This window comes from Thiomicrospira cyclica ALM1, assembly GCF_000214825.1.
GTDB classification, from domain to species: domain Bacteria; phylum Pseudomonadota; class Gammaproteobacteria; order Thiomicrospirales; family Thiomicrospiraceae; genus Thiomicrospira; species Thiomicrospira cyclica.
On sequence record NC_015581.1, the window covers coordinates 977,810 to 996,497 of the forward strand.

The window sequence follows — 18,688 nt, forward strand, 5'->3', positions numbered from 1 at the left end:
TCAATTTGCCTTATAAAATACTGAGTATTGCATAAAGTTTTTATGAGGTAACATGTAATACATTGCGATCAAATAAACATACCAAGCGATGGTCTCAAGAAACTCTTCTAAAAATAAACTATGCACGGATGTAATCCAGCCACGATCAAAGATACCAGCAATAATCAACAATATAGCTGCTAAGGTAAATCTATAGAAGTTATAAGTTTGTAAAAACGCTACTACAACAGGAAATATAGATGAAATACGATAAAAGCTATATATTATATAGGGAAAAAAAACGATTAACGTTGTATATAAAGCGCCATCAGGAGTTGTTAGATAATAAAGAATACCAGTAATTTGGGTGTCTCTGAAGTCCATCTCTCGCAATAAAAATGCAAAGGTCAAAAGGAAAAAACCAACCAATAAATACCTGTACTCAAAGCTTTTAGCCTTGATTAAACCTATCAAACTCAAAAACCAAGCAATAATAAGAAAGGCTAGTTGAATGTTCTCGTATAGATTGTTTTCGTCTGCAATATTAGGATTTGTTACATAATACAATGCTAAAATCAGGAAAAAACCGCCTACCAGTGAGTCATAAATACTCTGAACAATCTTAAATTTTACTAAATGTTTAATAATGTAGATACTGACACCTCAAATTATTAGCGGATTAAAAGCACCGATGTTTTTGTATGCTGCAAAATTTTTAATGCCATGCTACCAAAAAATAATTGGTGCAGAGCCCCGTGAGTTAATGCGCCCATCACAATAAGTTCAATATTGTGAGTTTGTTGATAGGTCAACAGAGCGGTTTGCGCATCGCCTGATAACAAGGTTGTTTGATAAGTTCGCCCAGCACGCTGTAAAGACACCGCGGCCGCATCCAAGATAGGCTGACCTATATGGGGTTTATCGTTAACATGCACAAGATGAATTGTCATATCAGCATAGAGCGGACTTTCACATATAAACGCTAAGGCTTTACGTGCCGCCGCCGTATCGTTATAAGCCAGCATTACTTGTTTAGGAATAACAAAATCGCCGTTTACTATAAAAATGGGCTTGTGCAATGCTTTAATGGTAGCTTCTAGTTGTTCACCGATAACGGCACCGTCTTGGTGATCAGAGTCTTGATGCCCCTGACCACGCAGGCCAATCACTAATACGCGGATACTATCCTCAATATCGGTTAAGGCTGTGGCTAAATCACCGTGTCGTTGTTTTAGCAGAATATCTGGTAATACCTTGCCTACCAAACGGTTTTTTTGTGCCTCTAACAAATCCTTGCCCAGAGTAATCTGACGCTTGTTCTCAGCTCGCTCTTGCTCCGACAAGTTTTGCATCGTGGCTTCACGCATATTCGGGGTTTGGCGTGCGGAAAAGTTTACATTATCCAACAGCATTGTAGGTTCAATCGTATGCATTAGTTCCAATGGTGAACCGACTGTTTCGGCAATCCAAGCGGCATAATCGACGACAGTGTCGGTTAAAGGTGAGCCATCAACGCAGGCCATAACCCATTTTGTTTTTAAGGCGTCCATTAGTGATCTCCCATTAGTTTTGCAGATTTTTTTGGATCCTGGTGAACCGCATAACGATTAACCAAACTTTGGCTAGCCTCGTTTAAACCGATCACCTCAACATCCGCCCCTTCTCGACGCAGCTTAATCACCACTTTATCCAATGCATAGGTGGCACTAATATCCCAAAAATGCGCGTTCTTAACGTCAATAATAACCTTATCAACGGCTTCCTTAAAATCAAAATAGCTAATGAACTTATCAGTTGAGTTAAAAAATACATCACCAATGACATAATAGGTGCGAGTATTAGTGTCACTATCAAAATCACTAGCAACGCTCATAAACTGGGTCATACGATAAGCCATAAAGAGTGCCGCTAAAATCACACCTGCAATGACACCAAAGGCAAGATTGTGGGTCCATAACGTAATAATAACGGTAGTTAGCATCACCACTGTAGCCGACCAGGGGTTGGTGCGCATTTCAGGAATTGAAACCCAACTAAAGGTACCAATAGACACCATAATCATGATCGCGACTAACGCAGCCATTGGCACCAAGGACAAATAATCGGCGACAAAAACGACCATGATTAATAACACAACACCGGCGGTAAAGGTTGATAAACGCCCTCGCCCTCCCGATTTAATATTAATGACCGACTGACCAATCATCGCACAGCCCGCCATACCGCCAGTAAAGCTAGAGGCAATATTGGCAACACCTTGACCTTTACATTCACGTGCTTTATCGGAATCCGTATCGGTCATTTCATCTAAAACCTGTGCGGTCATTAACGATTCCAACAAGCCAACTATCGCAATCGCCACCGAATAAGGCAAAATAATCCATAAGGTTTCAAAATTAAACGGCACATTAGGAATCAAAAAGACTGGAATACTATCTGGCAAATCTCCCATATCACCAATCGTTCGAACATCGATTCCCATTGCAAATACAATCGCTGTCAAAACAATAATGACAATTAAAGGCGATGGTACCATCTGACCTACACGCGGAATATAAGGGAACAAGTACACAATGACCAAACCTAATGCCGTTAATGCATAGACATGCCAAGTCACATTGGTAAGCTCGGGCAGCTGCGACATAAAAATTAAGATGGCCAACGCATTTAAAAACCCGGTCATTACCGAACGAGAAATAAAGCTAATAAAGCGGTCCATGCGGAGATAACCCGCCAGTATCTGCAGCAGGCCTGCTAATATCCCAGCCGCCAGTAAATATTCTAAGCCATGATCTTTGACGAGATGAATCATCAACAAAGCGGTTGCCGCGGTAGCAGCTGAGATCATACCTGGGCGACCACCGACAATGGCGATAACTACGGCAATAGTGAAAGAGGCATAGAGCCCTACTTTTGGGTCAACTCCCGCAATTATTGAAAAGGCAATCGCCTCGGGGATCAGCGCTAAAGCTACAACGATACCGGCCAGAATATCACCACGGACATTACCAAACCAGTCTTTCTTTTTTTGTGAAAACAACATAATAGACTCGATAGTTAAAATTTTGCTCAGCTCAGTGATTTATTCACAAGCGAGATTCAGCGAACTTTATTAGCAACAACGAAATAAAGAATGGATAGGAAACGCATTATAGAAGAATCAACCCGGTGATTCAAATTGAAATACAAAACCCAGCCGAAGCTGGGTTTTTATCGACTAAATCAAAGAATTCGACTTAGATTAACTCGCCGGCATAATCAGCCAAACCTGGATCATTTTTAACACCAACCAAGGTTGGACGGTTAACTTTATCTAGGTTGACAACACCATTGTTTTTCTTAGCTTCACGACGTAAGTAGTCAGCAACGATATCCCAAACCAGACGGCCATCACCCACTTGATCAACTTGCGCCCAGCCAGTAACTGAATAGCTCTTGTCCATTTCAATCGGTGTACCATCATCTAACACCATGTTAGAAATACGGTTGCCTAATGCTTCATTCGGGTCGATGGTGTAATCCATACCACCAATACGCACCATGTCACCGCCTGACTGTAGGTATGGATCGATAACAAATAGGTTTTCAGCAATACCTTCGAAGATATCCTTCAACTGCGCACCGGTTAGTTCAGTGCGGTAAGTTTCACCATAGGTTAATGAGGTTTCATCCATGACACGTTCCATGGTGATCATTTCACCCGCCATTACTGAAGTACCCCATCGAACACCGGCTGACATAGCGATCTGTGCATCATGCTCTTCACGCAATGCGTTTACAATGATTTGGTCCCATGTACCCATGAAGTTACCACGACGGTATAATGTTTCACCTGCAATCGCTAATTCTTCATTTAGAATCTCACCGTAAGTTTTACCAAGACGATCTGGATTTACCTTGAAGTTAGAATGACGTGCTTCAATAACATTATCATCATAAACAGTAGCATAAACGGCATCAATGTGGCGCTGCATCTCTGGATCAGCTGGTAGTACATTCGCGAATACCGGTAATAAACGGTAATGAACGTCTTGTAACTTGCCGTTACGAATGTCTAAATCCATAACACCGACAAATTTACCGTTTGAACCACCGTTAGTAACATAACAGGTGCCGCCATCTGGACGCTGCACTTTGGTCGGAGCTGGCATACCATCATGAGTGTGACCACCGAAAATAGCATCAATACCGGTAACACGACCAGCCATCTTGATATCCACGTCCATACCATTGTGCGAAATCATCACAATTGCAGCTACGTTTTCATTCGCTTGAATATGCTCAACCGTTTCTTGCAGTTCTTCTTCACGTAAACCAAATGACCAATCTGGGAAGTTAGCAATTGGGTTCGCATTAGACATACGTGGGAAGGTTTGACCAATTACCGCGATGCGGTTACCGTTAATAGTTTTGACGGTGTAAGGCTTAAATGGACGCAATTCGTCTTCGTTGTATAAGCCATGACCATATTTTTCAGCCATTTCGTAATATTCATCACCAAATAGCGCATCTTCACGAAGACGAGTGTTTTGAGAAAGATATTCGCCTTTGAATGCTTGCAAGTTACGTAATACTTCTTCTTGCTGATAAGTAAATTCCCAATGACCGGTCATTACGTCAACACCCATGATGTTGGTTGCTTCAACCATGTCCATACCACGGGTCCATAGTGCCGTTGCTGAACCGTGCCAGGTATCACCACCGTCCATCAACAAGGTGTTTTCACGACCACCGGCTTGATTGCGCAACATATCCATTAGAGTTTTAAGGTGCGCATAACCACCTACTTTGCCGTATTTCTTAGCGGCTTCATCAAAGTCTAGGTAAGTAAATGCATAGGCTTCTGCTGAACCTTCTTCAATTTTTACGCCACTCTCAGCAAGGCTTTCAAGTAATTTCTTACCGACGATGTGTGGACGCTGGCCATGTGCTGGGCCTACACCCAAGTTAACGTTCGGTTCACGGAAAAAGATCGGTTTCAATTGCGCGTGAGTATCGGTTGTGTGCAGTAAACGAACATTGCCTTTCATTGGCATATCATACATCGATAGATCAGCGCCACTTGGCTTCCCACCCATTGCACGTGCTCCAGCAGGTAGCATGCCCGCAGCAGCTGCAACAGCCATTACATGTAAAAACTCACGACGACTCAAAGACATAAGGTCTCTCCGTTTTGATTATTTATAATATTAAGCGCACGCGCTTCCCAAAAAGTTCAACTAAGTTAACTAAAAGCTAAAACAAAGTCAAACCCTGCTCTTTCATCTTACAAAAGAATTATCTTATAGCACATTAAAGTGTCTTTATAGCCAATCTTACCCGATCCAGCGACGTGCATTACGGAATAAGCGCATCCAAGGTGCATCCTCAGTCCATTCATCAGGACACCAGGAATGCTGCACCGCTCGGAATACCCGCTCAGGGTGTGGCATCATTATGGTGACACGGCCATCATCCGTTGTTAATCCGGTAATTCCTTGCGAAGATCCATTAGGGTTAAATGGATAGCGTTCGGTTGGCACGCCTTTGGCATCAACATAACGAAGGCCGATATGCGCTTGCGTTTGGTCACCCGCCGCTTGCGCAAAATCGACACGCCCTTCACCGTGCGCCACAGCAACGGGAATGCGACTACCTGCCATGCCCGCCAATAAAATAGAGGGCGATTGTTGCACTTCAACCAAAGACAAACGGGCTTCAAACTGCTCTGATCGATTGCGAACAAAGGCTGGCCAATGTTGTGCCCCAGGAATAATCGACTTCAAATTTGACATCATCTGACAGCCATTACATACCCCAAGACTGAAAGCATCTTCACGATTGAAATAAGCCTCAAATTCATCACGCGCTCTTGGGTTAAACAACACCGAACTCGCCCAGCCCCGACCTGCACCCAGCACATCACCATAGGAGAAGCCACCACAAGCCACTAAGCCTTTGAATGCGTCCAAGGACACCTGTCCACTTAGAATATCGCTCATGTGAACGTCAACCGCATTAAAGCCGGCACGGTCAAAGGCGGCAGCCATTTCTTGCTGACCATTGACCCCTTGCTCACGCAGGATAGCCATCTTCGGACGAACACCGGTGTTAATAAAAGGCGCGCTGATATTGTCATTGATATCAAAACTCGGTTTTGCAACCAACCCTGTCGCATGGCTATCTGTAATCGCATCAAACTCTTGTTGTGCACAATCTTCATTATCTCGTAAGGCTTGCATCCGGTACGAGGTTTCCGACCACCAGGCCTGGTAATGGGATCTTGCGCCATTCAATAACGTGTGGGACTGATGGATAATGTGAATTTCATCACTGTCATTCAGTTGACCAATGTTATGACTTAATTGATCAAGCCCATGAGCGACGAAAATCGCATTGACTTGATCCAAGTCTGCTGTTTTTACTTGAATCACCGCACCTAATTCTTCAGCGGTTAGGGCCGCAATCGGTTCGGCACCAAGACTGGTCACATCAATATCAATACCACAATGACCGGCAAACGCCATTTCCATTAGCGTTACTAGCAAACCACCATCTGATCGGTCGTGATAAGCCACAATCAATCCTTGCGCATTTAATTGCTGTATCGCATTGAAAAACGCCACTAGTTCTTGGGCATTATCCAAGTCAGCGCTATGCTCGCCAATCTGATTATAAACTTGACCTAAACAACTGCCCCCTAAACGATTCTGACCACGACCTAAATCAATTAGTAATAACTGGGTCGCACCTAAGTCGGTACGTAATTGTGGTGTTAAGGTTTTGCGCACATCCGTTACTGACGCAAAGGCAGTAATATTCAAAGATACTGGTGCAATAACGGCTTTTTGCTCGCCGTTTTCCTGCCAAACGGTTTTCATCGACATGGAGTCTTTGCCGACAGGAATTGTAATACCGAGCGCAGGGCATAGTTCCATCCCAACCGCTTCAACCGCTGCAAACAGGGCGGCGTCTTCACCGGGATGCCCCGCTGCTGCCATCCAATTAGCCGACATTTTGATGTCTGATAAATGTTCGATCCGTGCCGCGGCAATATTGGTAATGGCCTCTGCAACCGCCAAACGAGCCGATGCTTTTGGGTTAATCAGCGCAACCGGTGGTCGCTCCCCCATCGCCATCGCTTCACCGAAATAACCTTGATAATCCGCAGCTGTCACACCCACATCGGCAACGGGTACCTGCCAGGGCCCGACCATTTGATCACGCGTCACCATGCCCGTGATTGAGCGATCCCCGATGGTAATCAAAAAGGATTTGCTGGCAATGGTCGGCAGTTTTAGCAAACGTTCTGTCACTTCTTCCAGGTTAAGAATGGCTGATTCAAAGCCAGGTTGACCGATAACGCGCGTAGTAACATCTCGTTGCATTTTTGGCGGTTTGCCCAACAACACGTTTAAAGGTAAATCAACGGGACTAACATCCAACAGGGTATCACGTACCTGTAACTTTTGCTCAGCAGTAGCCTCACCGACAATCGCATAAACCGCACGCTCACGCTGGCAAATGGCTTCAAACGTGGCTAAACGGTCTGGATAAATCGCTAAAACATAGCGTTCCTGAGATTCATTACACCAAATCTCCATCGGAGACATACTCGGTTCATCATTAGGCACTTTGCGCAAATCAAAAATACCGCCCCGACCCGCATCATTAACCAGTTCAGGAAAGGCATTTGACAAGCCGCCTGCACCGACATCATGAATAGATGCAATCGGATTGTCGCGACCTAAAAAGGTACAACGATCAATGACCTCTTGCGCCCGGCGCTCCATTTCAGGGTTGTCACGCTGTACCGAGGCGAAGTCCAAATCTTCGGCGCCTGATCCCGTATCAACACTGGATGCCGCACCACCGCCCAAGCCAATTAACATGGCCGGACCACCTAGCACAATCAACTTAGCACCCGCCGGAATATCTTGTTTTTTAACGTGCATCTCGCGAATATTGCCTAGACCACCAGCCAGCATAATTGGCTTGTGATAACCGCGCATCTCTTGACCCTCTTCGGTTAAAAGAGGGTTTTCATAGGTTCTAAAATAGCCATTAATTGCTGGACGGCCAAATTCATTGTTATAGCCTGCCGCACCCAAGGGTCCTTCAATCATAATATCCAAAGCCGACACAATACGACCCGGACGACCATAATCACGCTCCCAGGGCTGTTTAAAACCTGGGATATTAAGGTTAGATACCGTAAAACCGGTTAAACCAGACTTGGGTTTGGAGCCTTGACCTGTAGCACCCTCGTCACGAATCTCGCCACCCGCACCTGTCGCGGCGCCTGGAAAGGGTGAGATAGCGGTTGGGTGGTTGTGAGTTTCTACTTTTATTTGGATGTGAGTCGGTTCACTCGAATAGCCATACTCTGCGGTATTCGCGTCTGGGAAAAAACGCGTTGCTTGCGGTCCGGTCATTACGGCTGCGTTATCACTATAAGCCGACAGTACACCGTCTGGATGGTGCTTGTAGGTATTGCGAATCATCCCAAACAAGGTGTTATCCTTCGCTTGACCATCAATGACCCAGTCGGCATTAAAAATCTTATGGCGGCAGTGCTCGGAATTGGCTTGCGCAAACATCATTAATTCCGCATCGGTTGGGTTGCGTTCCAGCTGATTAAAATTGGTTACCAGATAATCAATTTCATCATCGCTTAATGCCAAACCCAAAGATTGGTTAGCTGCGACTAAAGCCGCGCTTCCACCGGCTAAAACGTCGACATAATTAACCTGTCTTGGTTGACCTTGCTGAAACAAGGTCGCTAATTGACCTATATCGGTCCAGACTTGTGAAGTCATGCGATCATAGAGTTTGGTAAAATAAGTGCTGGCTTGACCCGCATCATGACCAGACAAGTAATAAGCTGTACCCCGCTCAATCCGTGTTACCTGATCAAAGCCAGATAAATGCGCAATATCCGTCGCCTTGCTAGACCAAGGTGAAATAGTGCCGGCTCGTGGCGTCACAACACAACTAGGTTCTGAGGTATAGGCACTCAAAACATCAGTCTGACCATTGAGCAATAAACTTAATTCAGCAAGCCGTTTCTCAGAGAGCTCTTCTTGCACTGTAACCATATAAAACCATTGGCTGCGCAACTGATTCAACGCACCCAGTTGCTGTAATCTAACAGTTAATTGCTTAAGACGGTATTCAGAGTGGGCAGACTGACCCCAGATAATATACATAACCTAACTTCCAATGAAAAAACCCTCATCACTGAGGGTTGTTGAGACGAATTAATTTAATCGAATAACAGGCCAAGCTGTTCAAGATAGGCACGTCGTTGCTCGCCATTCAGCGGCGTATCGTTTGCCTGAGCATTGATTTCAACCAAGGTAATGCCATCACGTTCAGTATCCGCTGCAAGCATTAACACCAACACACGACTAGATTGACTTGCGAAAATACGGTTTAACCAACTCAAACTGCTAATATCTTTACTCACTTCAACCAAAATGATACGTTCATTGCGCGATTGACTGACAATATTCCAATCGGCGCGTACCGCTTGTGCTTGCAAATAGTCCCAGGCTTGATCAATCGGAGCGGCCAAGGCGACTCCTAGCATTTCTTCACCACGCAGGACCTCATGGTAATAAGGTGCTTGGGCAATTTTATCGATCGCACCTTCTGCCGTCTCGCCACTAAATACCAAGAACCGGTACAGCGCTAACATTTCCATCATCGGATCATAAGAACGCAAACGCCATTGAGTAATATCACCTGAAGAGTCAGCCGTCATCATATTATGCTGAACATAAACAGCGACTTGACCATCTTGTTCGGTAATTTGAAAGCTATAGCGATCATAAAGCCCTGTGACGCGCTCATCACGCCAACGGTTTAACAAGCGGGTTAATAAACCCACTTCCAATGCCACGGGGGCAACATCACTACGCGCAAGATAATCGGTTTGAATCAAACCAATATCAAAGTTTGCCGATGCGATATCGAAACCCTGACCAGCGATAAAGCGCTGTAAAAGATTGTAAACCTCATAACTTGATTTGTTGTCGAAGACTAACCAACGCTGGACTAAATTTGATTCAACATTAACTCCAGAGGTCAGCACACGAGGTAGAGTATCCTGCTCTTGCAACATGGGTGCAACTAAACGATCATTAACCTGAGCACGTTCCTGACCAGGAGAGACGAAATTTGGCGGTAACTCTAAGCCTTGTAATAAACGCCCTTCACTATCACGAAAATCGGTTTCGCCCCCTTTAAAAACCGAACAACCAGTTACCAGCGTTAATGCCGCTACCAGGACTGCTGCTTTGTAAAATGTGTTCAAGTGCGTACTCCTGCTTGCTTCATAGCTTCTGACACTAAACCATGAAAAGGTTCCGATAAAGGGGTTAATGGTAATCGAATGGCCGGACTAATCCTTTGCATCTGTGAAAGCGCCCATTTGACCGGAATGGGATTTGCTTCTACAAATAAGCGCTGATGCAATAACGCCATGGGTTGATCCAATGCATGCGCATCTTCAGCATCCCCTCTTAAAGCCGCTTGATAAGCTAAGGCCACTTGATCCGGAACGAGATTCGCTGTTACAGAGATGCCACCATGCCCACCCAACAAAATAAAGTCTACTGCGGTAGCGTCATCGCCGCTGTATAGATAAAAATCAGCCGGAACCAGTGCTTGAATTTTAGCGACACGTGCTAAGTCGCCGGTCGCCTCTTTGACCCCAATAATGTTAGAAATTTGCGCTAATCGACCGATCGTTTCGGGCTGCATATCGCAGGCTGTTCGACCCGGAACATTATACAAAATCTGAGGTATATCAACCGCTTCCGCAATCTTTTTATGATGAAGAAACAAGCCCTCTTGGGTTGGCTTATTATAGTAAGGCGTTACCAATAAACAAGCATCTGCACCAGTATTTTTGGAGCATTGGGTTAGCTCGATGGCTTCACTGGTCGAATTGGCACCCGTACCTGCAATCACCGTAACTCGCCCAGCTACCTGTTCAACAACAAACTGGATAACAGCGCAATGCTCCGTCATGTCGAGTGTTGCCGATTCACCAGTCGTACCAACAGCAACAATGGCTTGGGTTCCGGCAGCAATATGCCATTCAATTAATTGAGCTAATGCCGGATAATCTACCGTTTCATCTTCATTCATCGGGGTGACCAATGCCACCATGCTGCCAGTCAATGCCAAGGCCAACTCCAAAATTATCTATCAGAGAACAACGTAAACAGATTACGTCGTTTTAAAAGCGTAATATTAACGCTAAGGTTGAATTAGTTCAACCGCCAATAACCTTTATAACAAATCATTCGTTTATGTGGGCTCAAGCAGTTGCGAGCCGTCTAGTTTAACGCCATACTAAGTCATAGTATCAATTACCTTTAAAAGGAACCCATGATTATGGATTTTGCAGCCCAGACCGATCAGCAGCTACGCCTGCAAACATTTAGCCTTCCTGCGACACCGGATCAGGTCATTAGTGAACAAACATTGCTTGGTCAGCATACCGTTTTGTATTTTTACCCTAAAGACAACACCCCTGGATGTACACAACAGGGACAAGACTTTCGTGATCTTTACCCAGCCTTTGTAAAACAAAATTGTCACGTTTATGGCGTATCCAAAGATAGCTTAAAACAGCATCAAAGTTTTAAGGAAAAATATAATTTTCCATTCGAACTCATTAGTGACCCTGAAGAAAAACTCTGTAAGGCTTTTAAGGTTATCAAGCTAAAGAAAAACTTTGGCAAAGAATATATGGGCATCGAACGCTCAACTTTTTTACTCAATCCGCAAGGTGATGTTATCGCATCTTGGCGGAAAGTACGTGTTCCCAATCACGCGCAAGATGTATTAAAAAAACTTACCCAGGTTTAACCAGAGGACAGCTTAATGACGGCATCAACTCAACCAAGACTATTTATCCTTGATACCAACGTTTTAATGCATGACCCCATGGCATTGTTCAATTTTGACGAACATGACATTTTTATCCCTATGACTGTATTAGAAGAATTGGATGCCGCAAAGAAAGGCATGTCAGAGGTTGCAAGAAATGTTCGCGAAACCAATCGTTTAATGGATCAAATCATTAACGGATCTAACTTTGAGATGCTTAAGAGTGGACTGGCGCTGGACAACATCTATCCCACTAAACGAAAAGCAGAGATCAGTCACTTAGGTAAACTATTTTTTGAAACGGCGCCACTTAACGCTGATCTACCCGTTGCCATTCCTAGCCACAAAGCGGATAACCAAATTCTTAAAGTAGGCTTAGCTCTAAAGAACGAGTTTCCAGACAGAAATGTTACCCTGGTTACCAAAGACATTAATATGCGCATTAAAGCGTCTGCGGTCGGGTTGCACTCGGAAGATTATTACAATGATCGTGTGTTAGAAGATGCCGATTTGCTGTACACCGGTTATGAATTACTACCAGACAATTTTTTTGAACAACACAGTGACCACATGAAAGCCTGGCAAAATGAGGGTCGCACTTTTTACGAACTCAAGCTCGAACCCAATAGTCATTGGTATCCTAATCAATGCCTGATTAGCCCAAATGATTCAGGATTCAGCGCTATTATTCGCAAAATTGACAACCAGCTCGCAACACTCGAGACCCTAACGGACTATGGGTCAAAAAGTCATGCTGTGTGGGGAATTAACGCACGCAATGTCGAACAAAATATGGCAATGAACTTTTTAATGGATCCAGACATTGATTTTGTGTCACTATTGGGGCCAGCGGGTACCGGCAAAACCCTGCTTGCACTCGCTTGTGGCTTAGAACAAACACTTGATAGCAGCATCTACAACGAAATCATTATGACCCGCGCCACCATCCCAATTGGCGAAGATATTGGCTTCCTACCGGGCACTGAAGAGGAAAAAATGACCCCTTGGATGGGTGCGCTGATGGATAATTTAGAGGTACTTACTGCAAGCGACGGACAACACACTGATTGGGAAAAGCAAAGTACTGGCGAACTAGTTAGCAAGCGCATCAAAATAAAATCACTAAACTTTATGCGCGGTCGTACTTTCATGAAAAAGTACATTATTATTGACGAAGCTCAAAACATTACCCCAAAGCAAATGAAAACTCTCATTACGCGTGCGGGTGCCGGCACCAAAATTATTTGCTTGGGTAATATAGGTCAAATTGACACCCCCTATCTAACAGAGACCACTTCGGGTTTAACCTATGTTGTTGATCGCTTTAAAGATTGGGCACATGGCGCCCACATGACTTTAAAACAAGGCGAGCGGTCTCGACTGGCAGAGTTTGCCTCCGATGTACTTTAAGGGAAAAAAGTGTTTAGCCTGACCAAAACTCAGTGCTAAATTAACTTGCGTAACACTGAAACAACGACTCCCCAAATAACCAGCTCAGTTTCCTCAGCTACAGCAATGGGTTGATAGGCTGGATTCTCAGGATAGAGCCAAATCTGTCCTGCTTGTTTAATTAATCGCTTCAGGGTTAAATCCCCATTCACCGAGGCGATAACAATGTTGCCGGACACTGGTGTAATACTGCGATCAATCACCAATTGATCACCCGGCAAAATCCCCGCCTGTTGCATCGAATCGCCTTGAACTCGCACCACAAAGCTGGTTTTTGTATGAGGCACAAAAACCTCGTTCAAATCAATCGTTTCTTCTTGGTTGTCATCAGCTGGTGAGGGAAAACCCGCAATTACCTTGTGGCTAAACACGGGCAAGGCCAATTCGGTGATTGGATTAACGCCTTTAAAGCCAGGCTCTAAATCGAAAGTATGCCGTTCGCAAGGTTCTTGCCACTGTTGTAACCAGGTTTTAATAAGAGTGACTTTCGATCCAGGTACGCGCATCACCTTGGTGGCCTCGCCATAAGGACCACTGCCTGCCTTACGACCAGCTCCCTCCCGCTTACCGCCACGTCCTGATTTGTCCTTGCTAGCCATGAATTTCGCCTCCCTCTTCCAACCACACTAAGGGCTTAATCACCATGCCCGCTGGTGGCTTTAATAAAAACTTACATAAAATCCGATAGGCATCTAAATCAAGTGACTGCTCACAAGCAGGCCTGCTGCTCAAGGCTTCAAATAGGCTCGTCTCATCTTCAACATCTGTAATAACTTGCCATTGATACACCAACAGCCCCCGTTCACTGGTTGGGGTTTCTCGAACCAGTACCGGGCCTTGCCAAGGCCAGGCCTGCTGCTGCCAAGTCTGTAACGCTAAATCCTGACGAAGATTGTACGCAAGCGGCAACTCTTCTTGCACACAAGCACCACGACACTGCTTTAATTGATAGGCAAAACAGCTGCCCTTGGCTTTCTTATCTAGCCCCGTTAAACGTTGACACAGATTCGCATCCTTAACCTTGGTTCGCATCGCTTCTTCCGCTTGTTTTTGCGAACGAAACAGCCCAAAACTCTGATGTAATTCATCGGCGGTGAGTCCGTCATTTGCCACCAGTTTCATTTGCGCATAGCCGTCTTGGTTTAGATGCCTTACCCAGCGCCACAAACGGGTATGTTTGCGCAATTTAACATTATATTGTGGCGATAAGGTCTTGATTTGTTGGGACTCTAGCAGTTGCGCACTCAAGTCGCCGTCGCATTCTGTCCAATCGACATGATGTATCTCACTCACCATCTTAAGATTTTTTGCGGCACGATGATCCTGGGTAAAGTGACTTAAAATACGCGTGCGCAGCTGCACCGATTTACCGACATATAACAACTGGCCTTGCGCACCATAAAAGCGGTACACGCCCGGTACATCTTCACAATCAGCCAATTCACTCGGATCGAGATTGGCCGGTAGGCTAGGTTGGGCTAACAGCTCAGCTAATAAAGACCAAATACGATCCGCCGATACCTCGTGGGTTAATTGCGCTAAAAAGGCAGCGACGAGATCCACATCGCCCATCGCACGATGACGGTCAACCTGTGGCAAAGCATAACGCGTCACTAAATGATCCAGGCCGTGACGTTTATGCTCCGGAAACAGCTGTCTTGATAACTTAACCGTACATAAGGTCGTTGCCCGCCAATCAATACCTATTCGCTTAAACTGATGTTTAATAAAACCATAATCAAAGCGCGCATTATGAGCTACAAAAACTTTATCGGCTAACAGTGCCGCCAAATCCTCGGCAATCTCCTCAAAAAGCGGTGCCTCGGCAACCATCGCATTGCTAATCCCGGTTAAGCGAGTAATCCACGGCGGAATGGTTCGGTGCGGACGAATCAGCTGTTGCCAAGATTGCACCCACTCTCCTTGATGAAAGCGTTGCACCGCGATTTCAATAATCTCATCTAGCCCTGGCTTGCCGCCGGTCGTTTCAATATCCACTAAAACCCAGTCCTCTAAATTAAAGCCAACCGGTTTTGCAGACCACCATGTCCAAGTCTGTGTCATTTAATGCACCACCAAAATTTCATCAAACCGTGTGGTATAACGCGGCGAGCATTTCGCGCGACGCATCGCCCACTGCGCCTTATCCGCCAAGCCTTCGGCGGCAAACTGAATCGACCCGCGACCCATTTTTTGATTAATCGCATCCAACGTCGTCATCAAAGCTTCTGCTTTGGGGTTAGCTGAAAACCTAGGATTGGGCGCAAAAGCATCTAATTGCAACGGTCCTTTATCACTTATCGCCGAAAGGGTTACAGCGGCTTTGTGATACGCCAGGCCTGGTTGCCAAACCCGCTTGAGTAAGCGTTTTGCTAGCTTAATCAACAACTGACTATTATCGGTGGGATAAACCAACCCCATGCCATGCGAGTTAGCATAATAAGGCTGTTTCGTATCATAAGGATTGGTTCGCAAGTGCACATGAATATGCTGACACACCGAGCCTTGCTGACGCAGCTTTTCCGCCGCACGCGCGGTATAACTCGCCACGGCCTGAGCCAGCCAATCCCATTCCATCACCGGTTGACCAAACGAACGTGAACGAATAATTTGCTGTTTTGCCGGTGCCACCATTTCGAGTGCTAAACAACTTTCTCCGTTCAACTCGGCAATCAAACGCTCCATCACCACCGAAAAATGACGCCGTAAGGTCTTAGCATCGGCCTGTTGTAAATCATAGGCGCTCTGAATATTCAGCGCCTGTAACTTAGGAGCCATGCGTCGCCCCACTCCCCAAACATCACCCACAGGCACTTGTTTTAACAACGCCGTTCGAGTCGCGGAGCTCACTGCAGTTAAATCTAGCACCCCATCAAAAGCCGGTTGTTTTTTGGCCAGATTATTGGCCAGTTTTGCTAAGGTTTTGGAAGCACCAACCCCCACCGCCACGGGCAGACCTAGACCTTGTTTAATTTTGTCGCGAATCATCTGCGCATAGGCGGTTAAATCCCACGCCGACATCCCTGACCAATCTAAAAAAGATTCATCAATCGAATAAATTTCTTGTCCCGCCGCATACTCACCCAATAACTGATGCATCCGCGTACTCATATCGCCATACAATTCATAATTCGAGCTAAAAACCGCGGTGTTATAACGCTCAAGTAGGTCAGCCACCTTAAAATAAGGCTGAAACATCATACTAGCGGGTGTTGCCGATGCATAACCACCCTGACCATAGTCACGTGCATGCCGCTTTACTAAATCCTTGGCTATTTGATTGGCCGCCACTATACAGCCGTCATTATTAGACAACACCACCACCGGGCGTTTGGCAAGATCTGGCCGAAATGAAATTTCACAAGACGCATAAAAACTGTTCGCATCTACCAATGCAAAGACCGCCATGACATTCCTTTTTGAATGGTGTTACATTTTTAATATTTAGCATTGTAACACTTTTCAAAAACACGCCAAGCCGTCTTGCTGACTTTCGTAAAGTTAACATAATTGTTAAGCCGAGCCGCAACCAATCTAAAAGTCGCTACAATAATTAACCAAAATCGCCACCGCGTAATAAAGATAATATGAGTACAAATGCATGAACAAAACTTGGGATCTATTTTGCCGTGTCATTGATAATTATGGCGACATCGGCGTAAGCTGGCGCCTAGCAAAACTGTTACATCATGACCATCAGCAAACAGTGCGTTTATGGCTGGATCAACCGCAAGCACTGGCCGCTATGGAACCGGATTACGATCCCGGACGTGAACAACAGGTTTGTCACGGGATTACTATTCGACATTGGCTGGATGATTTTAGCGAGATTCAGCCTGCAACAGTGGTCATTGAAACCTTTGGTTGCGAACTACCCACAGCCTATCGACAGGCGATGCGCAACCAATCCGCACAGCCAATTTGGCTCAATCTAGAGTATCTGAGTGCGGAATCCTGGGTGAGCGACTTTCATTTACGCCCCTCAAAACAGCCCTGTGGCTTAGATAAAACGTTTTTCTTTCCCGGTCTGCGACCTAGTACCGGTGGCTTAATGCGTGAAGGCGATTACGCACAACGCCAACAAGCAATCACGAAAAGCACCACTCAAAATACCACCTTACCAAATGGCTTAACTCTAGCTAAAAATACTTTTAAAATTTCGGTATTTTGTTATGAAAACAACGCACTACAGGAATTAATTAATATTTTAAGTGAACCCCATATCCCCTTACCCAAGGGCTATGACAGCGTAACGCTGCTGATACCAGCCGGTCGTGCTCATGGCGGATTAGCTCGCGCAATCCAAACGCGTTTAGCCACCGATGGTTATTGGCAACAAGGTCGAATCCATCTTTATAGCCTGCCGTTTATGTCACAAACCGACTATGATCAGCTACTTTTAAAAGCCGACCTGAATTTTGTGCGCGGCGAAGAATCCTTTGTGCGCGCACAATGGGCCGCAAAACCCTTTGTTTGGCATATCTACCCAACCGATGATGACGCCCACTGGAATAAACTTCATGCTTTTAATGATGCCTATACCGGTGGGATGGAAAGCCAGCTCGAGCAGACCATTCGAGACTGGCAAATCGCTTGGAACCAACAACAACTCAATAAGCAGGTCTGGTTAGACCTAGTTAACCACTGGCCAGCATGGCAACAACACGCTATACACTGGGCGCAACAGCTGGAAAAAATCGGAGAATTAAGCACTAATCTCGTCAAGTTTGTGCAAAGCAAGGTATAATATCGCGATTTTTTATTCTTAATGTTTAGGATTTTACAAATGAAAACGGCACAAGAGTTTCGCGTAGGTAACGTCATTATGATTGGCAATGACCCGATGGTCATTTTAAAAACTGAATTTAACAAATCAGGCCGTAACGCAGCGGTCGTTAAAATGAAGATGAAAAACTTGCTAAATGGCAGTGCCACTGAACAGGTTTACAAAGCAGATGATAAGTTTGATCAAGTTATTCTTGAGAAAAAACCCTGTACTTACAGCTACTTTGCCGATCCGTTGTATGTATTCATGGACGAAGAATACAACCAATACGAAATCGAAAAAGATAACTTGGGTGATGCGTTAAACTACCTTGAAGATGGCATGGAAGACCAGTGTGAAGTGACCTTCTACGAAGGCAAGCCCATTTCAATCGAAATGCCAACCATTATTGTGCGTGAAGTCGCTTACACCGAACCTGCCGCGCGTGGCGACACCTCTGGCAAGGTTATGAAAGTGGCTCGTTTACATAGTGGTGCTGAACTGCAAGTCGCGGCATTCATCGAAATCGGAGAAAAAATCGAAATCGATACTCGTACCGGCGAATTCCGTAAGCGTGCGTAATAACGTCTTTAGCAGAAAACTATAAAAGAC

The 18,688-nt window shown here is 45.2% G+C and carries 14 protein-coding genes; 4 read left to right on the forward strand and 10 right to left on the reverse strand.

Features of this window, described 5'->3' with window-relative positions; genetic code table 11:
• The 7 genes from THICY_RS04285 to dapA all read right to left on the reverse strand — a co-directional run bounded on the left by THICY_RS04285 (window position 1) and on the right by dapA (window position 11,154).
• Entirely contained in the window at window positions 1–546 is a 546-nt protein-coding gene (locus THICY_RS04285; RefSeq protein WP_013835380.1) for a hypothetical protein, read from the reverse strand.
• 104 nt (window positions 547–650) lie between these two features.
• The gene (locus THICY_RS04290) at window positions 651–1,529 is read right to left on the reverse strand and encodes a universal stress protein (protein WP_013835381.1); all 879 of its coding nucleotides are present in this window, start codon (window positions 1,527–1,529) and stop codon (window positions 651–653) included.
• The gene (locus tag THICY_RS04295) at window positions 1,529–3,022 is read right to left on the reverse strand and encodes a SulP family inorganic anion transporter (RefSeq protein WP_013835382.1); all 1,494 of its coding nucleotides are present in this window, start codon (window positions 3,020–3,022) and stop codon (window positions 1,529–1,531) included. Before THICY_RS04295 ends, THICY_RS04290 begins: the two co-directional genes overlap by 1 nt.
• A 193-nt stretch (window positions 3,023–3,215) precedes the next feature.
• Window positions 3,216–5,138 (reverse strand): 5'-nucleotidase C-terminal domain-containing protein, encoded by a 1,923-nt coding sequence (locus THICY_RS04300; RefSeq protein ID WP_013835383.1) that lies wholly within the window; start codon window positions 5,136–5,138, stop codon window positions 3,216–3,218.
• Window positions 5,139–5,294: 156 nt separating this feature from the next.
• Window positions 5,295–9,167: a phosphoribosylformylglycinamidine synthase gene (gene purL, locus THICY_RS04305; RefSeq protein WP_013835384.1), complete on the reverse strand. Its 3,873-nt coding sequence runs from the start codon at window positions 9,165–9,167 to the stop codon at window positions 5,295–5,297.
• A 56-nt stretch (window positions 9,168–9,223) separates the two neighbouring features.
• A complete protein-coding gene (bamC, locus tag THICY_RS04310) occupies window positions 9,224–10,276 on the reverse strand; it encodes an outer membrane protein assembly factor BamC (RefSeq protein ID WP_013835385.1) in 1,053 nt (350 codons plus the stop codon).
• Entirely contained in the window at window positions 10,273–11,154 is an 882-nt protein-coding gene (gene dapA / locus THICY_RS04315; RefSeq protein WP_013835386.1) for a 4-hydroxy-tetrahydrodipicolinate synthase, read from the reverse strand. Before dapA ends, bamC begins: the two co-directional genes overlap by 4 nt.
• Before the next feature lie 210 nt (window positions 11,155–11,364).
• Between dapA and THICY_RS04320 the strand changes: the two genes are divergently transcribed.
• Window positions 11,365–11,841: a peroxiredoxin gene (locus tag THICY_RS04320; protein ID WP_013835387.1), complete on the forward strand. Its 477-nt coding sequence runs from the start codon at window positions 11,365–11,367 to the stop codon at window positions 11,839–11,841.
• A gap of 15 nt (window positions 11,842–11,856) precedes the next feature.
• Window positions 11,857–13,272 (forward strand): PhoH family protein, encoded by a 1,416-nt coding sequence (locus THICY_RS04325; protein ID WP_013835388.1) that lies wholly within the window; start codon window positions 11,857–11,859, stop codon window positions 13,270–13,272.
• Window positions 13,273–13,307: 35 nt separating this feature from the next.
• Here THICY_RS04325 and THICY_RS04330 read toward each other — a convergent pair whose 3' ends face one another.
• The 3 genes from THICY_RS04330 to THICY_RS04340 are packed head-to-tail and all read right to left on the reverse strand — an operon-like array spanning window position 13,308 to window position 16,719.
• Window positions 13,308–13,910, reverse strand: a complete 603-nt coding sequence (locus THICY_RS04330) for a LexA family protein (RefSeq protein ID WP_013835389.1) — start codon at window positions 13,908–13,910, stop codon at window positions 13,308–13,310.
• Window positions 13,903–15,375 (reverse strand): 3'-5' exonuclease family protein, encoded by a 1,473-nt coding sequence (locus THICY_RS04335; protein ID WP_013835390.1) that lies wholly within the window; start codon window positions 15,373–15,375, stop codon window positions 13,903–13,905. The genes THICY_RS04330 and THICY_RS04335 overlap by 8 nt, the downstream gene beginning before the upstream one ends.
• Window positions 15,376–16,719 (reverse strand): Y-family DNA polymerase, encoded by a 1,344-nt coding sequence (locus THICY_RS04340; protein WP_013835391.1) that lies wholly within the window; start codon window positions 16,717–16,719, stop codon window positions 15,376–15,378. It lies immediately after the preceding gene.
• Window positions 16,720–16,912: 193 nt separating this feature from the next.
• Between THICY_RS04340 and earP the strand changes: the two genes are divergently transcribed.
• A complete protein-coding gene (gene earP / locus THICY_RS04345) occupies window positions 16,913–18,058 on the forward strand; it encodes an elongation factor P maturation arginine rhamnosyltransferase EarP (RefSeq protein WP_013835392.1) in 1,146 nt (381 codons plus the stop codon).
• A gap of 39 nt (window positions 18,059–18,097) precedes the next feature.
• Window positions 18,098–18,658: an elongation factor P gene (efp, locus tag THICY_RS04350; RefSeq protein WP_013835393.1), complete on the forward strand. Its 561-nt coding sequence runs from the start codon at window positions 18,098–18,100 to the stop codon at window positions 18,656–18,658.
• The last annotated feature ends 30 nt before the right edge of the window (window positions 18,659–18,688 follow it).

Bases quoted from the DNA above. Each gene is read 5' to 3' on its own strand.
- THICY_RS04330 (WP_013835389.1), bottom strand. From the start codon at position 13,910: ATGGCTAGCAAGGACAAATCAGGACGTGGCGGTAAGCGGGAGGGAGCT.
- THICY_RS04325 (WP_013835388.1), top strand. From the start codon at position 11,857: ATGACGGCATCAACTCAACCAAGACTATTTATCCTTGATACCAACGTT.
- THICY_RS04300 (WP_013835383.1), bottom strand. From the start codon at position 5,138: ATGTCTTTGAGTCGTCGTGAGTTTTTACATGTAATGGCTGTTGCAGCT.
- THICY_RS04340 (WP_013835391.1), bottom strand. From the start codon at position 16,719: ATGGCGGTCTTTGCATTGGTAGATGCGAACAGTTTTTATGCGTCTTGT.
- THICY_RS04295 (WP_013835382.1), bottom strand. From the start codon at position 3,022: ATGTTGTTTTCACAAAAAAAGAAAGACTGGTTTGGTAATGTCCGTGGT.
- THICY_RS04320 (WP_013835387.1), top strand. From the start codon at position 11,365: ATGGATTTTGCAGCCCAGACCGATCAGCAGCTACGCCTGCAAACATTT.
- efp (WP_013835393.1), top strand. From the start codon at position 18,098: ATGAAAACGGCACAAGAGTTTCGCGTAGGTAACGTCATTATGATTGGC.
- earP (WP_013835392.1), top strand. From the start codon at position 16,913: ATGAACAAAACTTGGGATCTATTTTGCCGTGTCATTGATAATTATGGC.
- THICY_RS04335 (WP_013835390.1), bottom strand. From the start codon at position 15,375: ATGACACAGACTTGGACATGGTGGTCTGCAAAACCGGTTGGCTTTAAT.
- purL (WP_013835384.1), bottom strand. From the start codon at position 9,167: ATGTATATTATCTGGGGTCAGTCTGCCCACTCTGAATACCGTCTTAAG.
- THICY_RS04290 (WP_013835381.1), bottom strand. From the start codon at position 1,529: ATGGACGCCTTAAAAACAAAATGGGTTATGGCCTGCGTTGATGGCTCA.